Genomic DNA, 17,755 nt, shown 5'->3' on the forward strand with positions numbered 1-17,755 from the left:
GTACCTTTTGTGTCGGATTGTCGTACGGCTCAGGAGTGCCCATGACCCCCGCCCCGCAGTCGATCGCCGAACGCCGCGCCGCCTACGCGGCCGAACTCGCCCAGGGCACCGACCGGTTCCACGAACCGCGCCGGGCGGACTGCCCCTGGTGCGGCTCGCTGTGGCTGCGCACCCGGTTGCGTACGCCGGACCTGGTGCAGGGCAAGCCCGGCACGTTCACCGTCGACGAGTGCGGGGACTGCGCCCACGCCTTCCAGAACCCCCGGCTCACGGCGGAGGGCCTGGCCTTCTACCAGCGGGACCTGCGCGGAGGCGTTCACGAAGGCCTCGTCGAGCGGCTCCTCGGCGTCCGAGGCAGCCGAGGCCGCCACCGGGTCGCCGCCCGCGCGATGCTGCCGTACGGGGAGCCGGAGAGCTGGCTCGACGTCGGCACCGGGCACGGGCACTTCCCGGCCGCCGCCAGGGACGTCCACCCGTACACGGCCTTCGACGGGCTCGACCCCACCCGGCGCGTCGAGGAGGCGCGGGCGGCCGGGCGGGTCGAGGAGGCACACCGCGGCCGGCTCACCGACCCGCGGATCACCGCGCGGCTGCGCGCCCGCTACGACGTCGTCAGCATGTTCCACCATCTGGAGCACAGCCCCGACCCGCGCGATGAGCTGCGCGCCGCCCTGGTGGTCCTACGGCCCGGCGGGCACCTCCTCGTCGAAGTACCCGACCCCGACTGCGCGTTCGGCGTGCTGTTGGGCAAGTGGTGGGTGTCGTACGGCCAGCCGCGCCACCTCCACCTCATGCCGCTGCCCAACCTGCTGGACGAACTGGAGTCGCTCGGCTGCGAGATCGTCGCGACCGACCGCCGCGAACCGCACATCCCGTACGACCTTGTGGGCGCCCTCGCGCTGGCTATCGGGCGCGTTCTGCCCGACCTCGACGCGCCCTGGTGCGCGGCCCCGGCGACTGCCCGCCGGCGCACGCTGCACACCGCCCTGAGCCGGGCGTCCGTGCCGCTCCTCGCCTCGGCCGCGGGCTTGGACCATGCCCTCGCCCCGCTCCTCCGCCGTACGCGCTTTTCGAACGCGTACCGGATCGTCGCGCGGCGGTGAGCCTTACGCCGCTCCGCGGCCCGGTTCCCGCCCGCTCCGCGGGCCTTCCTCCCCGCCCTTGCCCGCTCCGCGGCCCCGCCCTTGCCCGCTCCGCGGGCCTTCCCCCGCCGCTCCGCGGGCCTTCCCCCGCCGCTCCGCGGGCCTTCCCCCGCCGCTCCGCGGCGTTTTCCCACCCGCCCGGCCTTTTTGGCCGCTCCGCGGCCCCCGGCCCCGCCGCTCCGCGGCGCCCCCCTCACCCCCGCAACACCAGCGCCTGCCCGCCCACCACCAGCAGCACGTGCTCGCACTCGTCCGCGAACGCCGCGTTCAGGCGGCCGAGTTCGTCGCGGTAGCGGCGACCGGACGCGGTGGCGGGGACGATGCCGGAGCCGACCTCGTTGGAGACGGCGACGAGGGTGCGACGAGTGTTGCGGACGGCGGAGGTCAGTTCCTCGACGCGGGCGCGCAGCGCGCGTTCGCCGCCGGCGGCCCACTCCGTGTCGTCCCAGGCGTTCACGGAGTCCATCGCGTCCGTCAGCCACAGCGACAGGCAGTCGATCAGCAGCGGCGGGCCGTCCTCCTCCAGGAGGGGCACGAGGTCGCAGGTCTCGGTGGTGCGCCAGGAACCGGGGCGCCGCTCACGGTGCAGACGGACCCGCGACGCCCACTCGGCGTCCCCGTTCCGGGTGCCGCCCGTCGCGACGTACAGGACGTCGGGGAACGCCTCGAGCCGCCGCTCCGCCTCCACCGACTTGCCCGAACGCGCGCCGCCGAGCACGAGCGTGCGGCGCGGCACATCCGGTACGTCCTCGTAGACGCCCACGTCCAGCGTCGTCCCGTCCGGTACCACCCGCGCGCCCGCCGCCGCGAGCCGCCGCCGCAGTTCGGGCCCCGGCGGCACCTCGTGGTCGAGGTGCACGGCGATCACGTCCGTCGTCGGGCCGACGGCCCCGGCCGCGCGCAGCTTCGCCAGGCCGTCCGGCCGTCCGACGACGTCGACGAGGACCATGGCGTACGGGTGGTCACCGTTCACGTCGAGTCCGGCGGGCGCCGTGCCCGGCGGCAGATAGAGCAGCCGCTGCCCGCCGGGCCCGGTCACCGCGTACCCCGTGCCGGGCGCGTCCAGCGGCACCGCCCGCACCCGGTGCCCGGTCAGCAGCGCCAACTCCCGCCCGTCGGGCACCCGCCCGGGCTGCGGCAGCCCGGCCGGCACCTCGACCGCGGGCCCGTCGTGCGGATGCGAGAGCAGCACCTGCCGTACGCCGCCCAGCGAGCGCCCGGCGCGGGCGGCCGCGAACGCCGCGCCGGGCGTGAGGTCGAGCAGCAGCGTGCCGTCCACGAGCAGCGAGGTGGCCGCCCGCGCGTTCTCGCCGAGCGCGGTCGCGCAGGCCGCGCAGGGACAGCCGGGGCGGGGCAGGCCCTCGGGGGCACCGGTGCCGAGCAGAGTAAGTTCCACGACGTTGATTTTTCCGCGTCGGCCGAGGTCTTGCGCGTCCGGCCAGGCTCAACAGTCGGATTAGCGAAACGTAGCGATCCTGTGGCAGGGTGCTACGCGCACGCCCGGCGCCCAGGCGACGTCGGGCACCCACCTCGGTGAGGTCGTGAGACTTGATCGACCAGCGTCCGGAGGGACGTGCCACGCGGGCTGACGGCATCGGCCGTTCAGCACCAGGGTACGAAGGCGATTGGCTCGCATTCCTGTGCAACGCTCAGGATCACTAAGTCAATCAGAGACGCTTCGGGCTGGAGCCGGACCTTGTCCGGCTTCCGCTGCGAAGTGTGCTCATACCTTGGAGGCGTACATGGCGGCATGGACGTGGCGGTTCGAGAAGTCCGACGGGACAGAGGTCCAACCCGCGGTGCAGCCCGAGGAGTTCACCACGCAGGGGGACGCCGAGTCCTGGATCGGCGAGGTGTGGAAGGACCTGCTGGAGGGCGGCGCCGACCAGGTGTTCCTCTTCGAGGACAGCACGCAGATCTACGGGCCGATGAGCCTGCACGCCGAACCGGAGTAGGCCGGTCGGGGTTGCCGGGGCTGCGGCCTGCCGCCGGGAGTTGCCGGTTGCCGGGGCCGACCCCGGCAACCCGTCCGACGCCCGCGGTGATCCGGCGGCGTCCCCACGGCCTGTGGACGGCTGCCGCCCGGCCCGTCGTCAGGCCCGGCCCGTCGTCAGGCCCGGCCCGTCGTCAGGCCCGGTCCACCGCCAGGGCCCGGTCCATCGTCGGGCCCGTCCATCGTCAGGCCCGGCCCACCTTCAGGCCCCGTCCCCGTCAGATCTCACCCAACGTCACCTCAACCGTCTTCTCGATCCCGCCCCTCACATACGTCACCGACACTTTGTCCCCGGGCTTGTCGGCCGCGAGTGCTTCGGAGAGTGAGGTGAGCGTGGTGATCTCGGTGTCGCCGATCTCGATGATGACGTCGCCGGGCCCGATCCCCGCCTTGTCGGCCGCGCCGCCGTCCTCCACGTCGACCACGGCGACCCCCGCGGGCTGGTAATGGTCGTCGACGACCGTGCGGCCCCTGATGCCGAGCGCGGCCCGCCCCGAGTCGGTGACCTTGCCCTCCTTGATGATCTGGTCGGCGATCGTCGTCACCATCGACGCGGGGATCGCGAAACCGATGCCGGGCGCCGTGCTGCCGAGGCTGGGGTCGGTGGCGCCGAGCGTGGGGATGCCGATGATCTGACTGTCGAGGTTCACCAGGGCGCCCCCGCTGTTGCCCGGGTTGATCGCCGCCGACGTCTGCACCATGTTCGCGATGGTGGGGCCCGGACCGCCGCCGTCAGGGGTCTCGCTGACGGTGCGCCCGGTCGCCGAGACGATGCCCTGGGTCACGCTGGACGACAGCCCGAGCGGCGACCCCATGGCCAGTACGATCTGGCCGACCTCGACCTTCGACGAGTCCCCGAAGGTCGCCGGCTTCAGCCCCTCGGGCACCTTGTCCAGCTTGATGACGGCGAGATCCTGGTCCGGGTACGTGTAGACGAGCGTCGCCGACTGCTCTTCCTGGCTGTTGGCGGTCGTGACCTGGAACGTCTTCTCCTCCCCGACCACGTGCGCGTTGGTGACGATGTGTCCCTTGTCGTCGTACACCACCCCGGACCCCAGCTCGTGAGCCGCCATGATCTGCACCACCGACGGCAGCACATTCTTGATCACCTTCAGGTAGTCGTCCTGGAGATCATTGGCCACCGCGGGAACCGCCGCCTGGGTCGTCGTCGAGCCGTCCTTCCTGGACACCGACGAGGAGTCCGAACAGCCGGAGAGCAACACGGCCGTACAGGCGAGAACGGCGACGGGGGCGACGAGCCGGAGGCTGCTGGTGCGGGCTCGGACGCGGGCACGGACTAGGGCACGGACGCGGGTACAGGCACGGGAAACATCCATGCCCGAAGTGTCCCTTTCCGGGTGACGCTCCGACGCCTGATGCTCACCCGAACGGGTAGCTCAGCCCCGCACGCCGCACAGGTGCAGCAAGGCCGCGACCTGCCGATACGGATCCGTACATCCGGCCCGCTCCTCGGCGGCCAGAAGACTCGCCACATCGGGCGGAACCGGCGCCTCGTCGGCCGCGAGGTCCGTGAAGACCCGTACGCCGTACCAGGCGTGCAGCGGCGCCCCGATCCCCGCGAGCGTGGCCGTCAGCGTGGCGAGCCGGTCGGCGCGCACGTCGAGACCGAGCCGGCTCGTGTACGCGGTCGTGTCGAAGGCGGCCAGCGCCGACGCCCAGTCCCCGGCCAGGCCGGGCCGCATGGCCAGCGCGTCCGCGTTCCGTACGAGCAGCGAGAGCAGCCCGCCCGGAGCCAGCACCCGCGCGAGGCCCGCCAGCAGCGCGTCCGGCTCCTCGACGTACATCAGGACGCCGTGGCACAGCACCACGTCGAAGCTGCCCGGCAGGAAGTGGACACCCGTCTCGTGCCCGTGGCCCTCGATGAGGCGTACGCGGCCGCGGATGCCCTCGGGCTCGGCGGCGAGCGCCGCGCGGGCCACCGCGAGCATCTTCGCGTTCTGTTCGAGCCCGGTCACCTGATGCCCGGCCCGGGCCAGGCGCAGCGCCTGCGTGCCCTGACCCATCCCGACGTCGAGGACCCGCAGCCGCCGGCCCACCGCGAACCGCGCGGCGATCTGCTCGTCGAGCTGCCGGGCCACCAGGTTTTGTCGTACGACATCACGCAGCCCGCCCAGTTTGCTGAGCCAGGCGTCCGCCGCGCCCCCGGAGAAAGACGTCGTGCTCAGGGCCGCTCTCCGCGCTTGACCTGCGGCTTCGGGAGCCTCAGGCGACGCATCTGGAGGGTGCGCATGAGCGCGTAGGCGACCGCGCCCTTCTTGGGCAGGTCGGGGAAGCGCGCGTTCAGCTGCTTCTTCAGGCGGATCGCGATACCGATCGAGTCGACCACGATCAGGGCGATCACCACGAGCCACAGCAGCAGCGCGATGTTCTGCAGTGCCCCGACCCGCACCATGCTCAGCACGAGGATGACCACGGCCAGCGGCAGGAAGAACTCGGCGATGCAGAACCGCGAGTCCACGAAGTCGCGGGCGAACCGGCGCACCGGGCCCTTGTCGCGGGCGGGCAGATAGCGCTCGTCACCACTGGCCAGCGCCTGGCGCTGCTTGTCCATCGCCTCACGGCGCGCGTCGCGCTGCCGCTTGGCCGCCTCCTTGCGCGTCGTCGGCGTATTGGCGACGCTGCGACGCTGGGTCTGGGCCTCACTGCGCTTGGGCGTGGGGCGGCCCTTGGGGGCCTGCGGGTCACGGGGCTGCTTGGAGTCGGTCACCTGCGCCTTGTCGGCGGGGGCCTTCTCTTCCTTGGCACGGCTACGGAACACAAAACCCAAGGGTACGGGGTTCTGGCGGTTGGACGACGTTCGAGTGGGGAACGATCCGGCAACACCGTACGTCTGTAATGGGACAGAGGGGACGTTGCGCACGGGGGACCCCGACGGTCACCTACTCCCTGCGCCGGAGCGGAGTCGTTCGCAGTCGTCCTTGGGGATGAGCGCATCCGTCCCCGAACAGTGCGGTAATGGATGCAGACCCCGTACCGTGGGTTCTGTTGCAGTACCTGGAGCTGGAGTCCGTCAGAAGGGGGCGCGCGAAGCCCATGAGCGGTGTCATGAAGCGTATGGGGATGATCTTCCGCGCGAAGGCGAACAGGGCCCTTGACCGGGCCGAGGACCCGCGCGAGACCCTCGATTACTCGTACCAGAAGCAGTTGGAGCTGCTCCAGAAGGTGCGCCGCGGTGTCGCGGACGTGGCGACCAGCCGCAAGCGCCTCGAACTGCAGCTGAACCAGCTCCAGAACCAGTCCACCAAGCTGGAGGACCAGGGCCGCAAGGCGCTCGCGCTCGGCCGCGAGGACCTGGCCCGTGAGGCGCTGTCGCGCCGTGCCGCGCTCCAGCAGCAGGTCACCGACCTGGAGACGCAGCACCAGACCCTCCAGGGTGAAGAGGAGAAGCTCACCCTCGCGGCCCAGCGTCTCCAGGCGAAGGTCGACGCCTTCCGCACCAGGAAGGAGACGATCAAGGCGACGTACACGGCGGCCCAGGCGCAGACCCGGATCGGGGAGGCCTTCTCCGGCATCTCCGAGGAGATGGGCGACGTCGGCCTCGCCATCCAGCGTGCCGAGGACAAGACCGCGCAGCTCCAGGCGCGGGCCGGCGCCATCGACGAACTGCTCGCCTCCGGGGCCCTCGACGACCAGTCCGGCATGGCCAAGGACGACATCCAGGCCGAGCTGGACCGGCTCTCCGGTGGTACGGATGTAGAGCTGGAACTGCAGCGCATGAAGGCGGAGCTGGCTGGGGGCACCTCCCAGGCTATTGGCTCTGGGGGAGGGTCCTCGCCGCAGCAGGCGATCGAGGGCGGCACGGGGCAGGACGAGTCGCAGTCCCAGCAGCAGGACACACCACGCTTCGACAAGCAGTGACCGACGGGTCCCACGCCTGAGGAGGGCGACATGATCGTACGGATCATGGGGGAGGGGCAGGTGAGGCTGGACGACGGCCACCTCACCGAGCTGAACAAACTGGACGACGAGCTGCTCACCGAGATGGAGAGCGGCGACGAGTCCGGCTTCCGCCGTACCCTGACCGCCCTCCTGGAGGAGGTCCGCCGCCTCGGCACGCCCCTTCCCGACGCCGCCTTGGAGCCGTCGGAACTGATCCTCCCGTCCCCGGACGCCACCCTCGAGGAGGTCCGGGAGATGCTGAGCGACGAGGGTCTGATCCCCGGCTGAAAGTTTCAGCCCGTCCGGCGTTTGAGGACGAGCGCGAAGCGCGACAAGGGGGGTCTGGGGGCGCTTTATCCATCAGCGGCTCCGCCGCGGGCCCCAGGTACGGGACGGGCAGGGGCGGAGGGGGCGAAACCCACCCGGCGGTACCGGTCCCGCACCGCCCGGTTCCAAGCCGCGCAGCGCCCCGTACCGTAAACGGGTGAGTACCCGAGACCGTACGAGGCACTGGCTGCGCGCCCACCCCCTCGCCCTGGACGCCGCCCTGGCCACCGGCGTCCTCGCCTGCATAGTCGCCGGCTCCTTCGTCGACCCGCACGGCGAGAACGGCGCCACCTGGGGTGCGCGCACCCCGAACGCCCTCAGCCTCACCCTGATGGTGCTCGGCGCCGCGGCCCTGGTCTTCCGCCGCCGCGCCCCGAGGACGGTCCTCGCGGCCACGGGCGCCCTCTCCCTGGTGGAGCTGGTGACCGGCGACCCCAGGGCCCCGGTGGTGATGTCCGCCGTCGTCGCCCTCTACACGGTGGCCTCGGCCACCGACCGCCCCACGACCTGGCGCGTCGGCCTGCTCACCATGACGGTGCTGACCGGGGTCGCGATGCTCGCGGGCCCGTTGCCCTGGTACGCCCAGGAGAACCTCGGCATCTTCGCCTGGACGGGCATGGCCGCCGCCGGCGGTGATGCCGTACGCAGCCGGCGCGCTGTTGTGCACGCCATACGGGAGCGTGCCGAGCGCGCCGAACGCACCCGCGAGGAAGAGGCCCGCCGCCGCGTCGCCGAGGAGCGGCTGCGGATCGCCCGCGATCTGCACGATGTCGTCGCCCACCACATCGCCCTGGTCAATGTGCAGGCCGGAGTCGCCGCCCATGTGATGGACAAGCGGCCCGACCAGGCCAAGGAGGCCCTCGCGCACGTACGCGAAGCCAGCCGCTCCGCGCTCAACGAACTGCGCGCCACCGTCGGCCTGCTGCGCCAGTCCGGCGACCCCGAGGCCCCCACCGAACCCGCCCCCGGCCTCGCCCGCCTCGACGAACTCGCCGACACCTTCCGCAACGCGGGCCTCCCGGTCGAGGTGGCCCGCAGCGACCACGGCACCAGCCTCCCCGCCGCCGTCGACCTCGCCGCGTACCGCGTCATCCAGGAAGCCCTCACCAATGTGCAGAAACACGCGGGCCAGGAGGCGAAGGCCGAGGTCAGCGTCGTACGCGTAGGACCGAATGTGGAAGTGACGGTCCTCGACAACGGGCCGGGGAAGGACGCCGGACCGGAGGGGGGCGGTGGACCGAAGGAGGGCGGTGGGCACGGGCTGCTCGGCATGCGGGAGCGGGTGACCGCGCTCGGCGGCACGTGCACGGCCGGTCCCCGATACGGAGGCGGCTTCCGGGTCCATGCGATCCTTCCGGTCAAGAACCGTACGCCCGCCCTGGGGGACTCCGTATGACCATCCGTGTCCTGCTCGCCGACGACCAGGCACTGCTGCGCAGCGCGTTCCGTGTGCTCGTCGACTCCGAGCCTGACATGGAGGTCGTGGGTGAGGCGTCCGACGGCGCGGAGGCCGTGCGGCTGACGCGGGACGAGCGCGCCGATGTCGTCCTCATGGACATCCGGATGCCGGGCACCGACGGGCTCACCGCCACGCGGCTGATCACGGCCGACCCGGGCCTCGCCCACGTACGGGTCGTCATGCTGACGACGTTCGAGGTCGACGAGTACGTGGTGCAGTCGCTGCGGGCGGGCGCGTCCGGGTTCCTCGGTAAGGGCGCCGAGCCCGAGGAACTGCTGAACGCCATCCGGATCGCCGCCGGTGGCGAGGCGCTGCTGTCACCCGCGGCCACCAAGGGGCTGATCGCCAAGTTCCTCGCGCAGGGCGACGGTTCGGACGAGCAGCGGGATCCCGCCCGCGCCGAACGGCTCGACGCGCTCACCGGGCGCGAGCGCGAGGTGCTCGTCCAGGTCGCGGGCGGGCACTCGAACGACGAGATCGCCGAGCGGCTGGAAGTCAGCCCGCTGACCGTGAAGACGCACGTCAACCGGGCCATGGCGAAACTCGGCGCGCGCGACCGCGCCCAGCTGGTGGTCATCGCGTACGAGTCAGGGCTGGTCCGTCCAAGGGTGGACTGAGCCCCGCCGGGGCGTACTGCGCCTGGAGTAGGTTCCGCGTAAGGAAATGGACCTGGGGGGCTACGGATCGGCTTCGTCTGATGGCCCAGTGTGTGAGGTGGGGTGCTCACACCGCACCACGTTCCGCTCGAGCCACAGAAGAGAGATCCACCACCCATGTCCTGGCTGTCCAGGTTCAGCCTCGCGCAACGGGCCCTCATAGGGCTGATGTCGATCATCGCGATCGTCTTCGGGGCCATCGCGATCCCCCAGCTCAAGCAGCAGCTGCTGCCCACCATCGAACTGCCCATGGTGTCCGTGCTCGCGCCGTACCAGGGTGCGTCTCCCGACGTGGTCGAGAAGCAGGTCGTCGAGCCCATCGAGGACAACCTCGAAGCGGTCGACGGCATCACCGGTGTCACCTCCACGGCCAGCGAGGGCAACGCCGTCATCATGGCGTCCTTCGACTACGGCAACGACACCCAGCAGCTCGTCGCCGACGTCCAGCAGGCCGTCAACCGGGCCCGCGTCCAGCTCCCGGACGACGTCGAACCGCAGGTCATCGCCGGTTCGACCGACGACATGCCCACGGTCGTCCTCGCCGTCACCTCGGACAAGGACCAGCAGGCCCTGGCCGACCAGATCGACCGGACCGTCGTCCCCGACCTGAAGGAGATCGACGGCGTCGGCCAGGTGACGGTCGACGGCGTCCGGGACCTCCAGGTCACCGTCACGCCCGACGACAAGAAGATGGCGAAGGCCCGCCTCACGTCCATGGCCCTCGGCGAGGCCCTGCAGGCGGGCGGCGCGACCGTCCCGGCCGGCTCCTTCGACGAGAACGGCGGCAACCGCACCGTCCAGGTCGGCGGCGGCTTCACCTCGCTGAAGCAGATCGAGGACCTGATGGTCACCGGCGCCGAGGGCAGCAAGCCCGTACGCCTCGGTGCCGTCGCCGACGTCGAGCAGGAGCAGGCCACGGCCGACTCCATCACACGTACGGACGGCAAGCCGAGCCTCGCGGTCATGGTCACCATGGACCACGACGGCAGCGCGGTCGCGATCTCGAACGCGGTCGAGGACAAGCTGCCGGACCTGCGCAAGGACCTCGGTTCCGGCGCGGAGGTCACCGTCGTCAGCGACCAGGGACCTGCGGTGTCGAAGGCCATCGACGGCCTGACCACGGAGGGCGCGCTCGGCCTGCTCTTCGCGGTCCTCGTCATCCTGGTCTTCCTGGCGTCGATCCGCTCGACCCTGGTCACCGCGGTCTCCATCCCGCTGTCCGTCGTGCTGGCCCTGATCGTGCTGTGGACGAGGGACCTGTCCCTCAACATGCTCACGCTGGGCGCGCTGACCATCGCCATCGGCCGGGTCGTCGACGACTCGATCGTGGTCCTGGAGAACATCAAGCGCCATCTCGGCTACGGCGAGGAGCGCCAGGAGGCGATCCTCAAGGCGGTCCGCGAGGTGGCGGGCGCGGTGACGTCCTCGACGCTCACCACGGTGGCCGTCTTCCTGCCGATCGGTCTGGTCGGCGGCATGGTGGGCCAGCTGTTCGGCTCGTTCAGCCTGACAGTGACGGCGGCCCTGCTGGCCTCGCTCCTGGTGTCGCTGACGGTCGTCCCGGTCCTGTCGTACTGGTTCCTGCGCGCACCGAGGAACACCCCCGCGGACGCCGACGAGGCGCGCCGCAATGCGGAGGAGAAGGAGGCGAGGAGCCGGCTCCAGCGCTTCTACGTCCCCGTGCTGCGCTTCGCGACCCGTCGCCGTCTGACGAGCGTGGCGATCGCGGTCGTCGTCCTCATCGGCACCTTCGGCATGGCGCCGCTGCTGAAGACGAACTTCTTCGACCAGGGCGAGCAGGAAGTCCTCACCGTCAAGCAGGAGTTGAAGCCGGGCACGAGCCTGGCGGCGACCGACGAGGCGGCCCAGAAGATCGAGAAGATGCTCGCCGGGGTGAAGGGCGTCAAGGACTACCAGGTGACGGTCGGCTCGTCCGGCTTCATGGCGGCCTTCGGCGGCGGTACGGACACCAACCAGGCGTCGTACTCGGTGATGCTGGACGACTCGGCCTCGTCCAAGGACGTCCAGGACAGCATCGAGGAGGGGCTCGGCAAGCTCTCCGGCATCGGCACGACCACGGTCGCGGCCGGTGACGGCTTCGGCAGCCAGGACCTGAGCGTGGTCGTGAAGGCCGCCGACGCGGACGTGCTGCGCACGGCCTCGGAGGAGGTCCGGGACACGGTGGCGGGCCTGGACGACGTCACGGACGTGACCAGCGACCTGGCGCAGAGCGTGCCGCGCATCTCCGTGAAGGCGAACGACAAGGCGGCCGCCGCTGGCTTCAACGACCAGACGCTGGGCGCTGCCGTCTCCCAGGCCGTACGGGGCACCCCCACCGCCAAGGCGATCCTGGACGACACCGAGCGCGACGTCGTCATCAAGTCGGCGAAGCCGGCCGAGACGCTGGCGCAGCTGAAGGCGCTTCGGCTCGGCTCGGTGAAGCTGGCCGACATCGCCACGGTGAAGCTGGTCGACGGCCCGGTCTCCATGACCCGCATCGACGGGCAGCGCGCGGCCACCATCACGGCGAAGCCGACCGGCGACAACACGGGTGCGGTGAGCGCGGAGCTGACGTCCAAGCTCGACGGGCTCAAGCTCCCGGCGGGTGCCACGGCCGAGATCGGCGGTGTCTCCCAGGACCAGGACGACGCGTTCAAGAACCTCGGCCTGGCGATGCTGGCGGCGATCGCGATCGTCTTCATGCTCCTGGTCGCGACCTTCCGCTCGCTGGCCCAGCCGCTGATCCTGCTCGTCTCGATCCCGTTCGCGGCCACGGGCGCGATCGGCCTCCTGATCGCCACGGGCACCCCGATGGGCGTCCCCGCGATGATCGGCATGCTGATGCTGATCGGCATCGTGGTGACGAACGCGATCGTGCTGATCGACCTGATCAACCAGTACAGGAAGCAGGGCTACGGGGTTGTCGAGGCGGTCGTCGAAGGCGGCCGTCACCGTCTGCGCCCGATCCTGATGACGGCCCTGGCGACCATCTTCGCCCTGCTGCCGATGGCGCTCGGTGTCACGGGCGAGGGCGGCTTCATCGCCCAGCCGCTCGCGGTGGTCGTGATCGGCGGTCTCATCACGTCAACTCTGCTGACGCTGCTGCTCGTTCCGACGCTGTACGCGATGCTGGAGCTCCGCAAGGAGCGGCGCGCGAAGAAGAAGGCGGCCAAGCGGGCGGCGAAGTCCGGCGCGGCCTCCGCCGCGGCTGGCAAGTCTGCGGGTGACGAGTCCGAGGGCGACGAGTCCGCAGGCGACGAGTCCGCGGGCGACGAGGACAAGTCCCCGGAGCCGGCCGGAGTCTGACACCACGAAACCCGGACCCTCGTCCCTGCGCACATGCGCCGGGACGAGGGTCCCGGCGTTTTCCGGCCAGTTCGAGCCCTCGCGCGCCGTGCGCCCGAAATTGGTCCATACCAAAACCTTGACGCCGTATTTGCTCGCGCCCTAGAACAAGCGGTGAGTGCGCCAACTCCCCACTTTCGACTCCCCACTTGAGCGCACAACGGCGAAAGGTATGGCATGAGCATGAAAACTCGTTGGAGGCGTGCGGCACGCGCCGCTGTCGGCACCCTTGTCGTGGGTCTGCTGAGCGTACTGCCCACGTCTCCCGCCCCGGCCGCCACCAGTGGCGCGTCGGCGGGCGGATTCGTGGTCTCCGAGGGGCAGTTCAACCAGATGTTCCCGAACCGGAACTCCTTCTACACGTACAACGGGCTCGTATCGGCGATGAGCGCCTACCCGGGCTTCGCCAACACCGGCAGCGACACGGTGAAGAAGCAGGAGGCCGCGGCCTTCCTCGCCAACGTCAACCACGAGACCGGCGGCCTGGTGCACGTGGTGGAGCAGAACACCGCCAACTACCCGCACTACTGCGACTGGAGCCAGTGGTACGGCTGCCCGGCCGGCCAGGCGGCCTACTACGGGCGCGGCCCGATCCAGCTCAGCTGGAACTTCAACTACAAGGCCGCGGGCGACGCGCTCGGCATCGATCTGCTCAACAACCCCTGGCTGGTGCAGAACAACTCGGCCGTGGCCTGGAAGACCGGCCTGTGGTACTGGAACACGCAGTCCGGCCCCGGCACCATGACCCCGCACAACGCCATGGTCAACAGCGCGGGCTTCGGCCAGACCATCCGCAGCATCAACGGTTCGCTGGAGTGCGACGGCAGGAACCCCGCGCAGGTGCAGAGCCGCGTGAACGCCTACAACCGGTTCACGTCGATCCTGGGCGTCTCGCCCGGAGGGAACCTGTACTGCTGACGGCTTCCCCGATGCGGTAAGGGGTGCCCCTCCGCGGAGGGGCACCCCTTACCGATGGCCGACGCAGGAACGACGGCAGGCCTACGGAGGGCCTGCAGAAGCCCTACGGCAGCGCCAGCATCCGCTCCAGCGCCAGCTTCGCGAACGCCTCCGTCTCTTTGTCCACCGCGATGCGGTTGACCAGGTTGCCCTCGGCGAGGGACTCCAGGGTCCACACCAGGTGCGGCAGGTCGATGCGGTTCATGGTCGAGCAGAAGCAGACCGTCTTGTCGAGGAAGACGATCTCCTTGTCCTCGGGCGCGAAACGGTTCGCCAGGCGGCGGACCAGGTTCAGCTCCGTACCGATCGCCCACTTGGAGCCGACCGGAGCCGCCTCCAGCGCCTTGATGATGTACTCCGTGGAACCCACGTAGTCCGCGGCGGCCACGACCTCGTGCTTGCACTCGGGGTGGACCAGGACGTTCACGCCGGGAATGCGCTCACGGACGTCGTTCACCGAGTCCAGGCTGAAGCGGCCGTGCACCGAACAGTGGCCGCGCCACAGGATCATCTTGGCGGCGCGCAGTTCGTCCGCCGTCAGCCCGCCGTTCGGCTTGTGCGGGTTGTAGACGACGCAGTCCCCGAGGGACATGCCCATGTCGCGGACGGCGGTGTTGCGGCCCAGGTGCTGGTCGGGCAGGAAAAGGACCTTCTCGCCCTGCTCGAAGGCCCAGTCCAGCGCGCGCTTGGCGTTGGACGACGTACAGATCGTGCCACCGTGCTTGCCCGTGAAGGCCTTGATGTCCGCCGACGAGTTCATGTACGAGACCGGCACGACCTGCTCGGCCACCCCGGCCTCGGTCAGCACGTCCCAGCACTCGGCGACCTGCTCGGCGGTGGCCATGTCGGCCATCGAGCAGCCGGCCGCGAGATCGGGCAGGACGACCTTCTGGTCGTCGCCCGTCAGGATGTCCGCCGACTCCGCCATGAAGTGCACACCGCAGAACACGATGTACTCGGCCTCCGGGCGTGCCGCCGCGTCCCGGGCCAGCTTGAAGGAGTCGCCCGTGACGTCCGCGAACTGGATGACCTCGTCGCGCTGGTAGTGGTGGCCGAGCACGAAGACCTTGTCCCCGAGCTTCTCCTTGGCCACGCGGGCGCGCTCCACCAGGTCCGGGTCGGACGGCGAGGGCAGGTCGCCGGGACACTCGACGCCACGCTCGCTCCTCGGGTCGGCCTCGCGGCCGAGCAGCAGCAGGGCGAGGGGCGTCGGCTGTACGTCGAGCTCCTGGGTCTGGGCGGTGGTCACGACACGCACCCTTTCTGTTCTGCGGCTCGCCGGGCTCGTAAGGAGGCGAGCCCGGCAGAACAATTCCTTTTCGTCGAATTGACGCTATCTATCATAACCGGATCACGTCACTTTGACGATGCCCATAGCGTCGATGTGACGTGAATCCCGGTCTCCTCGACAGCAGGTGACACAGAGGTGTCCGTGGGGTTGTCCACATGCCGGTGTTCGCGTCCAGGCGTATGTGCGAGCATGAAGTGAGAGAAAGCAGAAAAGACACGCGTTCGGCCCGGAATGAATCCGCGGCCCCGCCGGTTGCAACCGTCGGCAAGCAGTCTCCGTACAACCCGGGAGAGAAGCAGATGTCCGTATCGGACGAGACCACCACCGTGAACGACGGCATCATCCTGTCCGACGCCGCTGCGGCCAAGGTCAAGGCCCTGCTCGACCAGGAAGGCCGCGACGATCTGGCGCTGCGCGTCGCCGTTCAGCCCGGTGGCTGCTCCGGCCTGCGCTACCAGCTCTTCTTCGACGAGCGCTCCCTCGACGGCGATGTCGTCAAGGACTTCGGCGGCGTCAAGGTCGTCACCGACCGCATGAGCGCTCCGTACCTGGGCGGCGCGTCCATCGACTTCGTGGACACCATCGAGAAGCAGGGCTTCACGATCGACAACCCGAACGCGACGGGCTCCTGCGCCTGCGGCGACTCCTTCAGCTGAGCCCGCGACAGCCGGGCCTGCGCTAGCCAAGGCCGCGGCAGCCGAGCTCGCGGCAGCCGAGGCCGCGCCTCACGGCTGACCCCGCGCCTCACGGCCGCGCGCACGCATACGAAGGCGGCGTCCCCCTCCGACAGGGACGCCGCCTTCGCGTATCCGCGGCAGCTCGGCCGCCGGCCGCGGACGCCACAGTGCCTATCGAGGCTGCACGGACTCCGGCCCGGGGAGCTTCCCCTCGGGGATCTTCCTGCCGTCCGATCCCACGACCTCGCGGTCGCCCAGCGGCTGGTCCAGGTGCACGGTCTTCTCGTACACCATGGCGATCAGGATGCAGACCTTGTCCTTCCAGGGCTTCTCGGTCACCGTGACGGTCACCTTGTCCGAGGTCTCGCTCGCCGAGGCCGAGTAGTCCGCGCACACCCCGCCCGTGAAGCTGACCGTCAGGTCCTTCCCGTCGACGGTGTAGCCCTGCACCGTGACGTCCCGGGTGCTCGGCGCCGACGTCGGCTCGTCCCCCGGCGCGGTCGGCGAAGGGCTCGGCTGCGCGCTCGGGTCTCCGGGCGGTGCCGGCGTGGCCAGATACCGCGGGTCGACCGCCGGATGCGTCACCGTGAAGCTGTCGTCCGTGCCCGGCGTCTGTACGTCGAACAGCCACGACGGCACCAATGTCTGCCGCCCGTCGGCGAGGTGCGTCGCCAGCCCGAAGGTGGCCTTCTCGACGGTCAGCGACTGCGGTTTCGGCGGCGCCGTCGCCAACTCGCACGGCATCTCGCTCCCGTCCGTCAGCGGTACGGGGCTGGCGCAGCCGCCGACGCCCGTGCCCCCGCCGTCCGACGCCGACCGGTTGTTCATTAGGTCCAGGGTCTTCTGGGCGCCGATGACGGGGTACGTGTCGCCCTTCACCGGCGTCTTCAACCGGCCGCTGCCGCTGAAGACCTTGCCTTCGGAGTCGACCTGGAGGCCGGTCGTCCAGCCGTAGGTGGGCAGCCCGCCGATCACCGGGTCCGCGTTCACCACCCGTACCCGGTCGTCGTTCATGAGCTGGCTCGCGTCCAGCTTCGCGTCGTCCTGACCGATGGCCTTCAGTACGGGAGCGGCCGCCTTCCTGGCCTCCTCCTCGCTCACCGCCGCCGGGCGCATCCTCGCCAGACCGCTGGAGCCGACGGGGTTGCAGAGCTTGCCCTTGGGGCAGTTGTCGGCCCCGGGCAGATAGGAGCTGAACGTCCAGGTGCCCGGCGCGTTCCGGTTCACCCGCAGATGCGGCTGCGAACCGTCCTTCGTGGAGCCGACCGTCCAGCTGTCCCCGGCCGGCGTCGGCGTGCCCTTCAGGCCGAGGGCCTTCGCGAGCCGGGCCGCGTCGGCCTTCGTCACCTCGCCCTTCGCGCCGTACACGGGCGCCGCGTCCGGGCCGCCGGGCAGCTTGCCGTCCGCGCGGTAGGTCGCGCCGTACGGGTTGGGCTCGCCGGGCGCGATGCCGTTCGTACCGGTCGCACCGTCCGTGCCGCTGGTGCCGCCCTCGCCGCCGTAGCCCTCGAGGGCGAGCGGCGGGGGAGTGCCGGTGCCGCCAGGGGCCGAGGAGCGGTCGTTCCCGGAGCCGCCGGACACGGTCGCGGCGATGTACGCCCCGCCGCCCCCGACCAGCAGGACCGCGGCCGCGACGGAGGCGACGACCGCCGGGGAATGGCGACGGCGCGACGTGACCGGCTCGGCATTCCCGGCCGGACCCTGCGTGCCCTCGGCGGGACTCTGCGCACCCTCGGCGGGACTTTGCGCACCCTCTGCGGGACCCTCAGCGCGCTCCTTGGGACCGACGCCGCGCTCGTCCGAACCGACGCCGCGCTCATCGGGACCGACGCCGCCCTCGGACGGACCCTCGGGACCCTCTGCGCCCTCGGCGGGACCCTCGGAGGGATCGGTCGCGTCGTTGTCGGGTCGCTCGGTGCTCACCGCATCGCTCCTTCGGCTCCACTGCTGCTTCATGACCCGGCCCTGTCAAAAGAGGGCGCTGAAGGTCGTATACCGCATCCCCCTT

At 70.6% G+C, this 17,755-nt stretch carries 15 protein-coding genes; 9 read left to right on the forward strand and 6 right to left on the reverse strand.

The genetic code is table 11. From position 1 onward, the window contains the following. Positions 1-41: 41 nt before the first annotated feature. Positions 42-1,103 carry a class I SAM-dependent methyltransferase gene (locus C4B68_RS29315; protein WP_099500906.1) on the forward strand — a complete coding sequence of 354 codons (1,062 nt, stop codon included), beginning with the start codon at positions 42-44 and terminating at the stop codon, positions 1,101-1,103. Positions 1,104-1,335: 232 nt separating this feature from the next. Here C4B68_RS29315 and C4B68_RS29320 read toward each other — a convergent pair whose 3' ends face one another. Further along, positions 1,336-2,538, reverse strand: coding sequence for a bifunctional adenosylcobinamide kinase/adenosylcobinamide-phosphate guanylyltransferase (locus C4B68_RS29320; protein ID WP_099500907.1), 1,203 nt, complete (start codon positions 2,536-2,538; stop codon positions 1,336-1,338). A 346-nt stretch (positions 2,539-2,884) separates the two neighbouring features. On the opposite strand from C4B68_RS29320, the gene C4B68_RS29325 reads away from it, so the two are divergent. After that, complete coding sequence (locus tag C4B68_RS29325) at positions 2,885-3,097, forward strand: hypothetical protein (RefSeq protein ID WP_099500908.1); 213 nt, start codon at positions 2,885-2,887, stop codon at positions 3,095-3,097. Between the two features lie 256 nt (positions 3,098-3,353). Here the strand turns inward: C4B68_RS29325 and C4B68_RS29330 are convergent, their stop codons facing one another. The 3 genes from C4B68_RS29330 to C4B68_RS29340 form a co-directional block, all read right to left on the reverse strand. Continuing rightward, complete coding sequence (locus tag C4B68_RS29330) at positions 3,354-4,472, reverse strand: S1C family serine protease (protein WP_099500909.1); 1,119 nt, start codon at positions 4,470-4,472, stop codon at positions 3,354-3,356. Positions 4,473-4,532: 60 nt separating this feature from the next. Then, positions 4,533-5,234 (reverse strand): class I SAM-dependent methyltransferase, encoded by a 702-nt coding sequence (locus C4B68_RS29335; protein ID WP_099500910.1) that lies wholly within the window; start codon positions 5,232-5,234, stop codon positions 4,533-4,535. An 83-nt stretch (positions 5,235-5,317) separates the two neighbouring features. Next, a complete protein-coding gene (locus tag C4B68_RS29340; RefSeq protein ID WP_240634520.1) occupies positions 5,318-5,914 on the reverse strand; it encodes a DUF3043 domain-containing protein in 597 nt (198 codons plus the stop codon). A gap of 275 nt (positions 5,915-6,189) precedes the next feature. Between C4B68_RS29340 and C4B68_RS29345 the strand changes: the two genes are divergently transcribed. The 6 genes from C4B68_RS29345 to C4B68_RS29370 all read left to right on the forward strand — a co-directional run bounded on the left by C4B68_RS29345 (position 6,190) and on the right by C4B68_RS29370 (position 13,740). Next, positions 6,190-7,014 carry a PspA/IM30 family protein gene (locus tag C4B68_RS29345; RefSeq protein ID WP_099501164.1) on the forward strand — a complete coding sequence of 275 codons (825 nt, stop codon included), beginning with the start codon at positions 6,190-6,192 and terminating at the stop codon, positions 7,012-7,014. Between the two features lie 30 nt (positions 7,015-7,044). Beyond that, complete coding sequence (gene pspAA, locus C4B68_RS29350) at positions 7,045-7,323, forward strand: PspA-associated protein PspAA (RefSeq protein ID WP_099500912.1); 279 nt, start codon at positions 7,045-7,047, stop codon at positions 7,321-7,323. 196 nt (positions 7,324-7,519) lie between these two features. Further along, positions 7,520-8,758, forward strand: coding sequence for a sensor histidine kinase (locus tag C4B68_RS29355; RefSeq protein WP_099500913.1), 1,239 nt, complete (start codon positions 7,520-7,522; stop codon positions 8,756-8,758). Next, complete coding sequence (locus C4B68_RS29360; RefSeq protein ID WP_099500914.1) at positions 8,755-9,438, forward strand: response regulator; 684 nt, start codon at positions 8,755-8,757, stop codon at positions 9,436-9,438. Before C4B68_RS29355 ends, C4B68_RS29360 begins: the two co-directional genes overlap by 4 nt. A 156-nt stretch (positions 9,439-9,594) precedes the next feature. After that, positions 9,595-12,783, forward strand: coding sequence for an efflux RND transporter permease subunit (locus tag C4B68_RS29365; RefSeq protein ID WP_099500915.1), 3,189 nt, complete (start codon positions 9,595-9,597; stop codon positions 12,781-12,783). A 216-nt stretch (positions 12,784-12,999) separates the two neighbouring features. Beyond that, on the forward strand, positions 13,000-13,740 hold the full coding sequence (locus tag C4B68_RS29370; RefSeq protein ID WP_373682203.1) for a chitinase: 741 nt from the start codon (positions 13,000-13,002) through the stop codon (positions 13,738-13,740). Between the two features lie 103 nt (positions 13,741-13,843). Here C4B68_RS29370 and nadA read toward each other — a convergent pair whose 3' ends face one another. After that, positions 13,844-15,028: a quinolinate synthase NadA gene (nadA, locus tag C4B68_RS29375; protein WP_099501167.1), complete on the reverse strand. Its 1,185-nt coding sequence runs from the start codon at positions 15,026-15,028 to the stop codon at positions 13,844-13,846. 341 nt (positions 15,029-15,369) lie between these two features. Here nadA and C4B68_RS29380 point away from each other — a divergent pair, with 341 nt between their 5' ends. Next, positions 15,370-15,726: an iron-sulfur cluster assembly accessory protein gene (locus tag C4B68_RS29380; RefSeq protein ID WP_099500916.1), complete on the forward strand. Its 357-nt coding sequence runs from the start codon at positions 15,370-15,372 to the stop codon at positions 15,724-15,726. 192 nt (positions 15,727-15,918) lie between these two features. Here the strand turns inward: C4B68_RS29380 and C4B68_RS29385 are convergent, their stop codons facing one another. After that, positions 15,919-17,670: a hypothetical protein gene (locus C4B68_RS29385; RefSeq protein ID WP_099500917.1), complete on the reverse strand. Its 1,752-nt coding sequence runs from the start codon at positions 17,668-17,670 to the stop codon at positions 15,919-15,921. Positions 17,671-17,755: the final 85 nt, after the last annotated feature.

Origin of the sequence: Streptomyces dengpaensis, from assembly GCF_002946835.1 — a bacterium.
GTDB classification, from domain to species: domain Bacteria; phylum Actinomycetota; class Actinomycetes; order Streptomycetales; family Streptomycetaceae; genus Streptomyces; species Streptomyces dengpaensis.

Coding starts and splice junctions, on each gene's coding strand:
- C4B68_RS29380 (WP_099500916.1), top strand. CDS start 15,370: ATGTCCGTATCGGACGAGACCACCACCGTGAACGACGGCATCATCCTG.
- C4B68_RS29370 (WP_373682203.1), top strand. CDS start 13,000: ATGAGCATGAAAACTCGTTGGAGGCGTGCGGCACGCGCCGCTGTCGGC.
- pspAA (WP_099500912.1), top strand. CDS start 7,045: ATGATCGTACGGATCATGGGGGAGGGGCAGGTGAGGCTGGACGACGGC.
- C4B68_RS29315 (WP_099500906.1), top strand. CDS start 42: ATGACCCCCGCCCCGCAGTCGATCGCCGAACGCCGCGCCGCCTACGCG.
- C4B68_RS29365 (WP_099500915.1), top strand. CDS start 9,595: ATGTCCTGGCTGTCCAGGTTCAGCCTCGCGCAACGGGCCCTCATAGGG.
- C4B68_RS29345 (WP_099501164.1), top strand. CDS start 6,190: ATGAGCGGTGTCATGAAGCGTATGGGGATGATCTTCCGCGCGAAGGCG.
- C4B68_RS29325 (WP_099500908.1), top strand. CDS start 2,885: ATGGCGGCATGGACGTGGCGGTTCGAGAAGTCCGACGGGACAGAGGTC.
- C4B68_RS29360 (WP_099500914.1), top strand. CDS start 8,755: ATGACCATCCGTGTCCTGCTCGCCGACGACCAGGCACTGCTGCGCAGC.
- C4B68_RS29330 (WP_099500909.1), bottom strand. CDS start 4,472: ATGGATGTTTCCCGTGCCTGTACCCGCGTCCGTGCCCTAGTCCGTGCC.